The sequence below is a fragment of the Sphingosinicella humi genome (assembly GCF_003129465.1).
Classification (GTDB): Bacteria; Pseudomonadota; Alphaproteobacteria; order Sphingomonadales; family Sphingomonadaceae; genus Allosphingosinicella; species Allosphingosinicella humi.
In genome coordinates this window covers 1-11,293 of record NZ_QFFF01000002.1, presented here as the reverse complement: position 1 = coordinate 11,293, position 11,293 = coordinate 1, and the positions used below count along the sequence as shown (strand labels likewise).

Below are 11,293 nucleotides of genomic sequence, written 5' to 3'. Positions count from 1 at the left end.
ATCCGCCCCCTCACGCCACCGTGCTGCGCTGCCAGAATTCGACGAGCATCAGGAGCGCGTAGCTCCCGGCGAGCGCGCCCCCTGCGCCCGCGAACCATTTGAGACGCTGCCTGCGGTGGGCCAAAGCCTCGGCGCTGAACACTTCCCGCACGGAACCGAGCACCGGCAGCCCGGTCGCCTGCTCAAGGCGCCCTTGCGTCGGAAAGGTCGTTTGAAGCTGGGATTGGGCGAAGGCGGCACCGATCCCCGCCAGGATCGCAACGACCAGGATAACCGACAACAGCAGGGGGCGGTTCGGGGCTGCGGGAACCGTCGGCCGCGAGGGCGGATCGATGATCCGGAAATCGATGGCGTCGGTCTTGCTCTGGACGTCGCTCCTGAGGCTCACCTGCTCGCGCTTGGCCAGAAGCTCCTCATATTGACGCTTCAGCACCTCATAATCGCGATCGAGCCGCGCCTGCTCGGCGGCCGCGTCGGGTTGCGACGCCTGCAACGCCTCGATCTGCGCCATGCCGCTTTCGAGCTGGGCCTTGCGCGCGGCAGCCGCGGCGACCTTGGCCTCCTTCTCGGCCACCATCGACTGCAGCGAGATGTAGGCGGGATTGGGCGTCGTGCCGGGCCCCGACCCGTCTTTTGCTTCGCGCGCTGCCTGCTCCTGCAGCCGGGCGATCTGGCCACGGGTCGAAACCACATCCGGATGACTGTCGGTCCAGCCTTTGGCCCGGAACTGGGCAAGCTGCCCTTCGAGGACGGCAATCTGGGCAGTGGCGTAGCCGCCGCCGCCCGCCGCGGCATAGCCCGGCACGGCGATCGTCGGCGGGGTTCCCGCCATCTGGCTGCGGATCGCGTTCAGCGCGCTCCGTTCGGCGATCAACTGCTGCTCCAGGCCCGCCAGCTCGACGCGAGCCGCCGAGACGCGCTCGGCAATCGAGCCCTGGCCGGGCAGCGCGCCGAGGAACCGAGCCTCGAACTCCATGCGCCGCTGCTCGGCCTGCTGAAGGCCGACCTGGCGCTGGCGAAGCTCCTCTTCGAGGAAGGCTAGCGTTTGGCCCGTCTCGGCACGATTGCCGGCGAGATTCTCCTCGACGAAGAGGTCGAGGAGGTTCTGGACCACCGCCGCCGCCGTGCGGGCGTTCTCGGCATTGGAGAAGCTGCCGATCCCGGAGGTGGCGCTGATCTCGAACAGATTGTCCTGCTGGGCAACGATCGTGATGCGTTCCCTCAGCCCCGCCACCTGGGCGGCGAGATCGCGATCGGAGGCAACCAGTCGGTTGAGGTCGGTGCGACGGATGACCTTCTCCAGATTCTCCGTCGAGGTCAGCGTCTGCTTGACGCGAAGCAGGTCGCGCTGGCGCTCGGCCGCGGTGATGCCGATCTGCTCTGGCAGGATCGACTGCATCTGCGCGAACACCCGCGCCTTCGATTCATAGCTGTTGGGGATGAGCGCGACGGCGAGCCAGCCCGCAAGGCACAGCGCCCAGGCGACGGCGAGCGCCAGCCATCGGCGCCTCCAGACGGAGTGCAGCGCTATGCGAAGCTGTTCGTAAAGTCCGTCCATCGAAGCCGAAATCTCCTGGTCCCGTCCGATTCCGCCCCTCAGAACATGCTTTCGGGGATGATGATGACGTCGCCGGGCTCGAGACGGACGTTCGCGCGTGTGTCGCCGCGCTTCAGGAGGCTGGCGATCTGGAGATCATATTCCTTCTGCCTCCCCGACGGGTCCTGGCGAATGAGCCGGGCCTTGTCGCCCGCGGCAAATTCGGAAAGACCGCCAACGGCGATCATGGCGTCGAGCAAGGTCATGTTCGCTCGGTAGGGTATCGACGCCGGCTTCTCGGTCGCGCCGACGATGCGGATCTGCTGGCCGAACGTCCCCTGGAACTTGTCGACCATCACCGAGACCAGTGGCTCCTCGATATATTGGACGAGCGCCGCCTTGATGTCTTCGGAGAGCTGGGTCGGCGTCTTGCCGACGGCCTGCATGTCGGTGATGAGCGGCGTCGTGATGCGGCCATCCGGGCGCACCTGCACCTTGGCGCCAAGCTCCGGATTGCGCCACACGAAGATGGTGAGCTCATCGAGGGCGCCGATGATATATTCGTCGGTGACGACATCACCGTTGCCGACGAAACTGGCCGGCGGGAGCGTGTTGCCGGTCGAGCCCGCGCTGGCGCAGCCGCCGAGCGCAAGCGCGGCGGCGCCAAGAGCAACAGCGAGTTTGGATTGGGCGAGTGCGCGCATGGCTTGATCCTCTTGGTATTCGGTCCTCCACGCCGCCCGGACACGGACAGACTGGGCGCAGACTTGCGGTCTGCTATGACCTCAAGAGGTAAAATTACGGTTAGGAACAAGGTGGCCTGGAGGGCCGGTCCCGCTTTGGGACGCGCGGGGCGTCAGGGTTTAATCGCTCCCGCCGACCACCATTTCGAGCGCAGGTGGCTGGCCGAGAAACGCCTGCGGGCTGGCCGACAGGCCGTAGGCGCCCGCCATGAAAACGGCGACGACGTCGCCCGGCTCCGCGCGCGGGACCATGACATCATCGGCCAGACGGTCGAGCGGCGTGCAGAGGCAGCCGACGATGCTCGCCTCTTCGGCCGCGGCCTCGTTCATCCGATTGGCGATGGCGACCGGGTAGTTGCGGCGGACGACCTGGCCGAAATTGCCCGAGGCGGCGAGTTGATGATGCATGCCGCCGTCCGTGACGAGGAAAGTCTTGCCGTGGCTCACCTTCCGATCGACGATGCGAGTGAGATAGACCCCCGCCTCCCCGACAAGCCAGCGACCCAGCTCGATCGCAAAGACGGAGCTTTTCAGGGAACGGGGAAGATGCTCGCGCGCCTCCATGAGCGCATACCCGATCGCCTCGACGTCGAGCGGCTCCTCGCCCGCGAAATAGGGAATGCCGAAGCCGCCGCCGAGATTGACCAGCGGCGGAGGCTCCCCGACCGCGTCGGCGAGCTCGGCCGCGAGATTGAGCGTCGCGCGCTGGGCTTCGATCAGAGCTTCGGCGCGCACGGCTTGTGAACCGGCGAAGATGTGGAAACCGCGCCATTCGGCGCCGCCCTCGATGATGGTGCGGACCAGTGCCGGCACCCGCTCCGCATCGACGCCGAAGGGCTTGGCGCCGCCGCCCATCCGCATGCCGGAGCCCTTGATCTCGAAATCCGGATTTACGCGGACGGCGATGCGGGGACGCAGGCCGAACCGCTCGCCGATGCCCAGCGCCCGAGCCACCTCGCCCTCGGATTCGACGTTGAGGGTGACGCCCGTCCGTATCGCCTCCTCGAGCTCGAAGTCGCGCTTGCCAGGTCCGGCGAAGGAAATACTCGCAGCCTCCGCTCCGCTTGCCACCGCTAGGCGAAGCTCGCCCGCGGAAGCGACATCGAGGCCATCCACCAGGCTTATAATGAAATCCAGGAGTGGCCTGTAAGGATTTGCTTTTACGGCATAGTGCAGCTGGATTGTCGGAAAGGCAGCGCGGAAACGCGCGATCCGCGCGGCGACCATGCCCAGATCGTACACGAACAGCGGCGTGCCCCCCGCTTCGGCGATGAGATCCTCGACGCTCCGCCCGCCGACGTGGAGCATGGCGCCCCTGGCCATGAAGTCCGCCGGAATCGCACGCATCGGCTTGCTCATGCCATCAGCTCCTGCCTCAGTGCCTCGCGGTCCAGCTTGCCGTTCGGACTCTTCGGCATCTCCTCCCGCCACAGGATGTGCGCCGGCTGCATGAAATTGGGGAGCTCACGCTTGAGGTAGTCGCGAAGGTCCGCCCCCACCTCGCGGCCGCGCGGCGGCGCCGGGCGGACGATGAGAGCGATGGCCTGCCCGAGCCGGTCGTCGGATACGCCCATAGCCACCGCTTCGGCGACGAGGCCGCTGGCGATCGCGGCCTCCTCCACCTCCGTGGGGCTGACGCGGTTGCCCGACGTTTTGATCATCGCGTCCTCGCGGGAGACGAAGTAGAGCAAGCCCTGCTCATCCCGCTTGACCGTGTCGCCCGACCAGACCGCCACGCCGCCATAACGCGACACGGGTGGAGCCGGCCGAAAACGCTCGGCCGTGCGCCCGGGATCGTTCCAATAACCCTGGGCCACCAAGGGGCCGGCGTGGACGAGCTCCCCCGGCTCGCCCGGCTTCGTCTGTGTCCCGTCGGCTCTCAGCACCATCACCTCGGCGAAGGGAATCGCGGTGCCGATCGAGTCCGGATGCTCGTCCACAAGGACGGGGTCGAGATAGGTGGAGCGGAAGGCCTCGGTGAGCCCGTACATTGGAAATACCTCCGCTGCCGGGAACATCTCGCGCATGCGGCGGATGACCGACGGCGACAGGCGTCCGCCCGAATTGGTGAGCCGCCTCAGCGAGAGCGCGGCCTCCGGTGGCCAGACGGCCTCGATCATCTGAACCCAGAGCGGAGGCACGCCGGCGAGCGTGGTGACGTCATGACGCCCCACTGCGCGTATCACGTCGCGCGCCGAGAGATATTCGATCGGGATGACCTCGCCCCCCGCCGCCCAGGTCGAAAGCAGCTGGTTCTGACCATAGTCGAAGCTCAGCGGCAGCACGGCGAGCGTCCTGTCCGCAGCGGTGAGGCCGAGATAATGGGCGACGCTGACGGCGCCCAGCCAGAGATTGGCGTGGCTCAGCATCACGCCTTTCGGGCGGCCGGTGGAGCCCGAAGTGTAGAGAAGCGCGGCGAGATCGGCCGGATCGGCTCGGGACGGAGCCGTTCGATCGGAACCGGCCAGCATCGCCGTCCCTTCCTCTTCCTCGATGGCGACACAGCCCTGCGGCAGATCGCCCTCCGCCAAGGTCGCGAGCCGGGCCGCCCCGGTGACCAGCAGGCTGGCGCCGCTGTCGGCGAGAATATGCGCCACCTGGCGGTGCTTCAGCAGCGGATTGATGGGCACATGGACCAGCCCTGCCCGAGCGCAGGCGAGCGGAAGCACGCTCGTCATGCGCGTCTTGGGGAGCCAGCTCGCGAGCCGGTCGCCGGCTCTCAGCCCCCTCGCCTTGAGCGCCGAGGCAAGTGCCCCCACAGCCCGCTCGAGGCCGGCATAATCCAGCGCCCCCTCGCGCGTCAGCAGCGCCGGCGCCTGCGGCTCGCCCTTCTGGGTCAGATGGTCCAGCGGCCGGGGGTTGGGATCGGGGCCTTCCACGCGCTACTCCTTCGTGGTGCCGCATAGCGCCTTGGCCGCCAGGGCGGAACCGGCTTCCTGCTTGTCCGCCGCCCCCGAAACGTCTAGTCCGCCGGCCCCATAATGGCTGACAAAGGAACGCCAATGCCGCTGGACGATGCAGGCGATATCGACATGACGCTGCGGGCGGTGCTGGTGGACGTGCTCGGCCTCGACCGTAACCGGGTCGCCGGCTTCACCGAGGCGACGCCCTTGTTCGGAGCCCTACCCGAGTTTGACTCCATGGCGGTGGCGGGGCTTTTGACCGAGCTCGAGGAACGGCTCGGCATCCTCATAGAGGATCATGAAGTCGATGCCGACATGCTTGAAACCTATGGGTCTTTGCTGACCTTTGCGCGGGCCAAGGGGCTGCGCTGACCGGCGTTCCCCGGCGGAAGCCGGGATCCACAGAGGCTGCGAAAATGGGCCCCGGCTTTCGCCGGGGAACATCAGGCGTTGACCGCCTTCGCCTGCGTCGAGGCCTCGAAATCCGCTTCCGCCAGATATTTCTCCGCATCGAGCGCGGCCATGCAACCGGTGCCGGCGGCGGTGACGGCCTGGCGGTAGATCTTGTCCATCACATCGCCGCAGGCGAAGACGCCGGGGACGCTGGTGCGGGTGCTGCCGGTCTCGACCTCGATATAGCCGTCGCGATCGAGCTTCAGATGGCCCTTGAACAAGTTCGTGGCCGGCGCGTGGCCGATCGCGACGAAGCCGCCCTCCACGTCGAGCCGGGAAACGGCGCCGGTCACCGTGTCGCGCAGGTCAAGGGCGACCAGGCCTTCGGGCTCCCCTCCCCCGACAAATTCGGCGACCTCCTTGTTCCACAGCACCTTGATGTTGGGGTGCGCGAACAGCCGGTCCTGCAGGATCTTCTCGGCCCGCAGGGAATCGCGGCGATGGATCAGGGTGACGTCATGGCTGTGGTTGGTCATGTAGAGGGCTTCCTCGACCGCGGTATTGCCGCCGCCGATGACGGCCACCTTCTTGCCGCGGTAGAAAAAGCCGTCGCAGGTGGCGCAGGCCGAGACGCCCTTGCCGGACAGGCGCTCCTCGCTGGGCAGCCCCAACCATTTCGCCTGGGCTCCCGTCGCGATCACCACCGTGTCGCCCGAATAGATGGTGCCGCCGTCCCCGATCAGGCGGAACGGCCGCTGGGAGAAGTCGACCTCGACGATCGTGTCCCACATCATCTGCGCGCCGACATGCTCCGCCTGCTTCTGCATCTGCTCCATCAGCCAAGGGCCCTGGATGACGTCGGCGAAGCCCGGATAATTCTCGACGTCGGTGGTGATGGTGAGCTGACCGCCAGGCTGGATGCCCTGGACCACGATCGGCGCGAGCCCGGCGCGCGCACCATAGATGGCGGCGGAGAGGCCGGCCGGGCCGGAGCCGAGAATGAGCATGCGGGTGGAATGAGTCGCGGCCATGCTAGTCCTTCGAGCGAATGGAGTGGTTCGACGGCCGAGATAGGGGCTTGTAGGCTCCCGGCGCAACCTCCCCCTCCATTTGCGGCGAATGGGCCGCGCTGGTAGAGGGGCGGCATAGTCTCATTCCCGTTCAAGAAGGTTCATTCCCATGACCGCGCACGACAATCCGCTTGGCCTCGACGGCTTCGAATTCGTGGAGTTCACCGGCCCCGATCCGGAGGCCCTCGCCGGCCTATTCACCGCCTTGGGCTTCACCCATATCGGCAACCACAAGAGCAAGAATGTCCGCCACTACGCCCAGGGCGACATCAACTTCATCCTGAACATGGAGCCCGCCGGCCAAGCCTCCGAGTTCCGCGGCGCCCACGGCCCCTCCGCCAACGCCATGGCATTTCGTGTGAAGGACGCCAGGAAAGCCCTTGAACTGGCGGTGGAACGCGGCGCCACGCGCGTCGAGACGCCACACGGCCCCGGCGAGCTCGACATCCCCGCCATCGAGGGCATCGGCGGCTCGCTCCTCTACCTGGTCGACCGCTACGGCGCCGAGCAGATCTACGACGTGGATTTCGAGCCGGTCCCCGGCGCGGTCCGCGACCGCAACTCGGCCGGCCTTCACACCCTCGACCACCTCACCCACAATGTGAACCGCGGGCGGATGAACCATTGGGCGGAGTTCTACGAGCGCATCTTCAACTTCCGCGAGATCCGCTATTTCGACATTGAGGGCCAGCAGACCGCACTCCTTTCGCGCGCGATGACAGCGCCCGACGACAAGATCCGGATTCCGCTCAACGAATCGCAGGACGAGCACAGCCAGATCGAGGAGTTCCTGCGCGAGTATAAAGGCGAGGGCATCCAGCATATCGCGCTTGCCACCGACGATATCTTCGCCACGGTCGACCAGCTCCGCGCCAACGGCATCAAGTTCCAGGACAGCCCGGACACCTATTTCGACATGATCGACGAGCGCCTGCCCGGCCACGGCCATAACGTCGCCGAGATGCGCAAGCGCAGGATCCTGATCGACGGCTCTCCCGAAACCGGCGAGGGCCTGCTGCTCCAGATCTTCACCGAGAATATGATCGGGCCGATTTTCTTCGAGATCATCCAGCGCAAGGGCAATCAGGGCTTCGGCGAAGGCAATTTCAAGGCGCTGTTCGAGTCAATCGAGCTCGACCAGATTCGCCGCGGCGTTCTTCCGGCGAAGGCGGAGGCTTGACGCGCCACTGCACCAATCTCTGACGCGGAGTTGCACCGAAGGGCGCCTCGTGCATAGTTGACGAGGCGCCCTATCAGAGAGCCCGTATGAGTCTCGACCCTTATGTCGCTTTGGGCGTCGAGCCCGATGCCCCGCCGGGCGAGATCAGGCGCGCTTATCGGCGGAAAGCCAAGAAGCTCCATCCGGACGCGAACCCGTCGAGGGATTCCACTCGCGAGTTCCAGCGCCTCAACGAAGCCTACCGGCTTTTGCGCAATCCCAGATTGAAGCTCGCTTATGACGCCTCGACGGTCGGGGTTCCGCAAACCTTCACGACATTTCCGGAGTTCGGGTCCCGCCCGAATGCCAGTCCGCTGCGCTGCCACTTCTGCCGCAAGCCGACCGCACGCCCGCGCTTCGCCATCTATTGGAGCGTCGTCTCGAACCTGATCTACGCCAGCCGACGGCCGACATCGGGCATGTTTTGCGCGCCCTGCGCCAGGCGAGCCTCGCTCAGGGCTACGCTGATTTCCGCCTGCTTCGGCTGGTGGAGCTTGCCGGGCGTCCTGCTGACGCCGCTGGCCATCTACCGCAATGCCCGGGGCGGCGAGCGCCCGCGGGGCAGCGACATCCTGCTTCTTTGGAACAGCGCGCTGCGATTCTACACGCGGGGCGATGCGAGGATCGCCAAGAGCCTCGCCATGGAGATAGCGGCGAGCTCGGATTCGCATTCGGTATTCGGCAGCAACATGCTCAAATATCTCGAATATCTCCGGCCGCAGGAACGGGGCACCCTGAAGGATAGCTGGCGCGCGCAACGTTCCGACCAATGGAAGCATGCCCTGCTCGCGCTTGCCGTGCCGTCGGCCATCATCTTCACCCTGGCCGAGACCGACGTCGGTCAAACGACCCTTGACGTCATGCAGACGGCGAGCGCCATCACCTATGAAAGTGTCGCTGCCGCCTGGGATTGAATGGATCGTCATGGCGACGAGCGAAGCCCTAAGCGCCTCCGCCGGACTGATCCGGAAGGCCGGGATAAGGCTCTGCCTTGAGCATTCGCGCGACATGCGCCGCGTTCGAGGCAAGCATGTCGGCCGTCTGCTGAACCTTCCCAGGCACCTGAGGCAGATCCTTGAAATCCGCCTTGCCCATCGCCTCCCCGACCCAATAGCAGGCGCCGCCCGCCGGGATCGTCCAGCCGACGTCCCCCAGCGCCTGGTAGAGCGAGGCGGTGATCGAATGGGCGCCATCCTCATTGCCGACGATGCCTACCACGGCGACCTTTGAGAAGCTTGGCATTCGTCCGCGGTCGTCCGTCTCGCCGAGGAACGCGTCCATCCGCTCCAGCACGCGTTTGGCGACGCTCGACATCTGGCCGAGCCAGACAGGCGTGCCGAGGATCAGTATATCGGCGGCAAGGATGCGCCGGCGGATTTCAGGCCAGGCGTCCCCTTCCCCCTCGTCCGACGTCACCCCCGCCTTCACCTCATGGTCCACGACACGGATCGTCTCGTTCAAAGTGACGTCATGACGTCGGAGCGCGTCGGCGATGACGCCGATCATCTTGTCCGTCGATGAGGTTTCGTCCGCGCGAGCCTTGAGACTGCAGTTGAGGGCGATGGCGGTGAGGGGCATGGTCTTCTCCTGTCGAGGAGAAGGACGCACGCCGCCTCAGCTTCGTTCCGCCGCCAGACCATCGAGGAAGCGGCGGATCCAGCCGGCAACACGCTCCCGGTCGTCGGGCTGGTCCAGCGAAGCGATGGCCGCGTCCGGATCGGGCAGACGATCGCGCCGTGCCTCGATCAGCGCCTTGGCGAAGGCCGGCTCGAACTCCGGGTGACATTGGAAGGAGATGGCCGGCTGATCCTCATAAGCGAGGATGCCGACGCGGCAGAAGTCGCTCCCCCCGACGATGCGGCTGAACGGCGGCAGCTCGACGATCTGATCCTGGTGCGAAACCGGAATGGCGATGGCCGCCGCATGGTCCATCCACTCGGTCCGCTCGTGCAGCTGGTAGCGGTGAAGCCCGATCCCCCAACCCTTGTCGGATTGGGCAACGCGCCCGCCGAAGGCTTCCGCCATCACCTGATGGCCGAAACAGATGCCGACCAGCTTCGCCCGGCCCTTCGCCTGCCGCAGCCAACCGATCAGCTGCTCGATCCAGGCATGGTCTTCATAAACGCCCGCCGGCGAACCGGTCACGATATAGGCGTCCTGCTCCTCCGGCGTGGCGGGTAGCGCGTCGGCAACATCGTAGGTGGCATAGGCATAACCCTCGCCGAGCATTCTGCGCATCATGGCAGCATAGTCGCCGAACCGCTCCGCCAGCTCGCGAGGCGGTCCGCCCGTCTCCAGAATTCCGATCTTGGTGGAAGGCATGGCGCCCGACCCTTCACCCGCTTGGCTGTTAAAAGGCAAGGAAAAGGATGGTAGCGGAGGTGCGAGTTCATCAAGCTCCCCGACGCGCCGCCTCCCCTTTCGAATGACCGGCACCGGGTGACTTCGGGAGGCAACGACGACGTTGACGTCCGGTAAGCGCCCGTTGCGGACGGCCAGGGCAATATCGGTGACGCCGCAAACCGGAAATTCGTTCATGTGCGGGAGCTATGTCAGCTTACGACCCATCGCGGACATTGACCCTGCGCTGGGATTATCGGACGTGAGCGCATGACCGATGGACGCTGGTGGGTAGCTCTTGTCACATTTGAGCGCCGCGAGGAGCAGCAAGATATTCTTCCTGATTGGGCGCAGGGGGCGTGCGGGTGGATGGTTGCAGTCGCTCCGGATGAAGACATCGCTCGTGCCCTCATCGTGAGGGACGTAGAGCATCACGGACTCCGCGTCTTAGAGATCGACGAGGAGCAGGAGGTTTTTGGGGAGGACGATATCGACGAGATCGACGATCATCTCGGGGCAAATTTCCGCGACTTCGAGCCGGGAAAGCAGACGGTTTGGGGCACAATTCACTGCTACAAGGGCGAAGGCGAGGTGTGATGCGAAGGTCCGCTAACCACCGGTATCGGACCATCCCGGCCGCCGAAGAACGAAACCTATCGTGAATGTCTGCAACGGGTGGATAGCGGACATTCGACGTCGCTTAATTCAGGGGCGGACGTGTAGCGGTTATCCACGCCACGAAGTCTGGACTCTCAACGAGCTCGTGGTCCTCAGAGAGTTGATAGAAGTCGGTTTCGCCTGCTTCTATCGCGTCGAGCACAGGGGCAATTACGTAGGGTTCGCCATCGGTCTGGATAAGCCTAATTCCAGCTCGCTGCGCCACGCTCTCCACGGTGCCGAAGACTTGCTCACGCTCCACGAGATTACCCTCACTGTCGAGGTGCGTGATCCCGATGAAGAGCGTCGAGCCAACGAGGTCGTCTGCTAACTCCTGATCCCAACCCTGGTCGGGGTCTAGTGGTTCGTACCGATCGCTCTCGTTTTCCATGCGAGCAGCGTACTTTAAGCAGCAATGTCCGCAATGGGTC

Annotated in this window: 12 protein-coding genes; 4 read left to right on the top strand and 8 right to left on the bottom strand. The window is 65.4% G+C overall.

Features of this window, described 5'->3' with window-relative positions; translation table 11 throughout:
• Window positions 1-10: 10 nt before the first annotated feature.
• The 4 genes from DF286_RS13385 to DF286_RS13370 all read right to left on the bottom strand — a co-directional run bounded on the left by DF286_RS13385 (window position 11) and on the right by DF286_RS13370 (window position 5,159).
• On the bottom strand, window positions 11-1,558 hold the full coding sequence (locus tag DF286_RS13385) for an XrtA system polysaccharide chain length determinant (RefSeq protein ID WP_109272198.1): 1,548 nt from the start codon (window positions 1,556-1,558) through the stop codon (window positions 11-13).
• 38 nt (window positions 1,559-1,596) lie between these two features.
• Window positions 1,597-2,241, bottom strand: coding sequence for an XrtA/PEP-CTERM system exopolysaccharide export protein (locus DF286_RS13380; protein WP_109272197.1), 645 nt, complete (start codon window positions 2,239-2,241; stop codon window positions 1,597-1,599).
• Between the two features lie 159 nt (window positions 2,242-2,400).
• Window positions 2,401-3,639 (bottom strand): pyridoxal-dependent decarboxylase, exosortase A system-associated, encoded by a 1,239-nt coding sequence (locus DF286_RS13375; RefSeq protein ID WP_424141258.1) that lies wholly within the window; start codon window positions 3,637-3,639, stop codon window positions 2,401-2,403.
• Entirely contained in the window at window positions 3,636-5,159 is a 1,524-nt protein-coding gene (locus DF286_RS13370; protein WP_109272196.1) for an acyl-CoA ligase (AMP-forming), exosortase A system-associated, read from the bottom strand. The genes DF286_RS13375 and DF286_RS13370 overlap by 4 nt, the downstream gene beginning before the upstream one ends.
• A 123-nt stretch (window positions 5,160-5,282) precedes the next feature.
• Between DF286_RS13370 and DF286_RS13365 the strand changes: the two genes are divergently transcribed.
• On the top strand, window positions 5,283-5,555 hold the full coding sequence (locus tag DF286_RS13365) for an acyl carrier protein (RefSeq protein ID WP_109272195.1): 273 nt from the start codon (window positions 5,283-5,285) through the stop codon (window positions 5,553-5,555).
• A 71-nt stretch (window positions 5,556-5,626) separates the two neighbouring features.
• Here the strand turns inward: DF286_RS13365 and trxB are convergent, their stop codons facing one another.
• Window positions 5,627-6,607 (bottom strand): thioredoxin-disulfide reductase, encoded by a 981-nt coding sequence (trxB, locus tag DF286_RS13360; RefSeq protein ID WP_109272194.1) that lies wholly within the window; start codon window positions 6,605-6,607, stop codon window positions 5,627-5,629.
• Between the two features lie 148 nt (window positions 6,608-6,755).
• Here trxB and hppD point away from each other — a divergent pair, with 148 nt between their 5' ends.
• Complete coding sequence (hppD, locus tag DF286_RS13355; protein ID WP_109272193.1) at window positions 6,756-7,826, top strand: 4-hydroxyphenylpyruvate dioxygenase; 1,071 nt, start codon at window positions 6,756-6,758, stop codon at window positions 7,824-7,826.
• Window positions 7,827-7,912: 86 nt separating this feature from the next.
• Window positions 7,913-8,779: a J domain-containing protein gene (locus DF286_RS13350; RefSeq protein ID WP_109272192.1), complete on the top strand. Its 867-nt coding sequence runs from the start codon at window positions 7,913-7,915 to the stop codon at window positions 8,777-8,779.
• A gap of 28 nt (window positions 8,780-8,807) precedes the next feature.
• Here the strand turns inward: DF286_RS13350 and DF286_RS13345 are convergent, their stop codons facing one another.
• Both DF286_RS13345 and DF286_RS13340 read right to left on the bottom strand, forming a co-directional pair.
• Complete coding sequence (locus tag DF286_RS13345) at window positions 8,808-9,443, bottom strand: flavodoxin family protein (protein ID WP_109272191.1); 636 nt, start codon at window positions 9,441-9,443, stop codon at window positions 8,808-8,810.
• 36 nt (window positions 9,444-9,479) lie between these two features.
• Entirely contained in the window at window positions 9,480-10,187 is a 708-nt protein-coding gene (locus DF286_RS13340; RefSeq protein WP_109272190.1) for a type 1 glutamine amidotransferase, read from the bottom strand.
• A 288-nt stretch (window positions 10,188-10,475) separates the two neighbouring features.
• Here DF286_RS13340 and DF286_RS13335 point away from each other — a divergent pair, with 288 nt between their 5' ends.
• Window positions 10,476-10,802, top strand: a complete 327-nt coding sequence (locus DF286_RS13335) for a hypothetical protein (protein ID WP_109272189.1) — start codon at window positions 10,476-10,478, stop codon at window positions 10,800-10,802.
• Window positions 10,803-10,905: 103 nt separating this feature from the next.
• On the opposite strand, the gene DF286_RS13330 is transcribed toward DF286_RS13335, so the two are convergent.
• Window positions 10,906-11,293: hypothetical protein (locus DF286_RS13330; RefSeq protein ID WP_207790052.1), on the bottom strand; the 388-nt coding region annotated here is incomplete at its 5' end.

What these genes read in the sequence shown, in the direction of transcription:
- DF286_RS13385 (WP_109272198.1), bottom strand. Translation starts at nt 1,558, where the DNA reads ATGGACGGACTTTACGAACAGCTTCGCATAGCGCTGCACTCCGTCTGG.
- DF286_RS13380 (WP_109272197.1), bottom strand. Translation starts at nt 2,241, where the DNA reads ATGCGCGCACTCGCCCAATCCAAACTCGCTGTTGCTCTTGGCGCCGCC.
- DF286_RS13375 (WP_424141258.1), bottom strand. Translation starts at nt 3,639, where the DNA reads ATGAGCAAGCCGATGCGTGCGATTCCGGCGGACTTCATGGCCAGGGGC.
- DF286_RS13365 (WP_109272195.1), top strand. Translation starts at nt 5,283, where the DNA reads ATGCCGCTGGACGATGCAGGCGATATCGACATGACGCTGCGGGCGGTG.
- trxB (WP_109272194.1), bottom strand. Translation starts at nt 6,607, where the DNA reads ATGGCCGCGACTCATTCCACCCGCATGCTCATTCTCGGCTCCGGCCCG.
- hppD (WP_109272193.1), top strand. Translation starts at nt 6,756, where the DNA reads ATGACCGCGCACGACAATCCGCTTGGCCTCGACGGCTTCGAATTCGTG.
- DF286_RS13350 (WP_109272192.1), top strand. Translation starts at nt 7,913, where the DNA reads ATGAGTCTCGACCCTTATGTCGCTTTGGGCGTCGAGCCCGATGCCCCG.
- DF286_RS13345 (WP_109272191.1), bottom strand. Translation starts at nt 9,443, where the DNA reads ATGCCCCTCACCGCCATCGCCCTCAACTGCAGTCTCAAGGCTCGCGCG.
- DF286_RS13340 (WP_109272190.1), bottom strand. Translation starts at nt 10,187, where the DNA reads ATGCCTTCCACCAAGATCGGAATTCTGGAGACGGGCGGACCGCCTCGC.
- DF286_RS13335 (WP_109272189.1), top strand. Translation starts at nt 10,476, where the DNA reads ATGACCGATGGACGCTGGTGGGTAGCTCTTGTCACATTTGAGCGCCGC.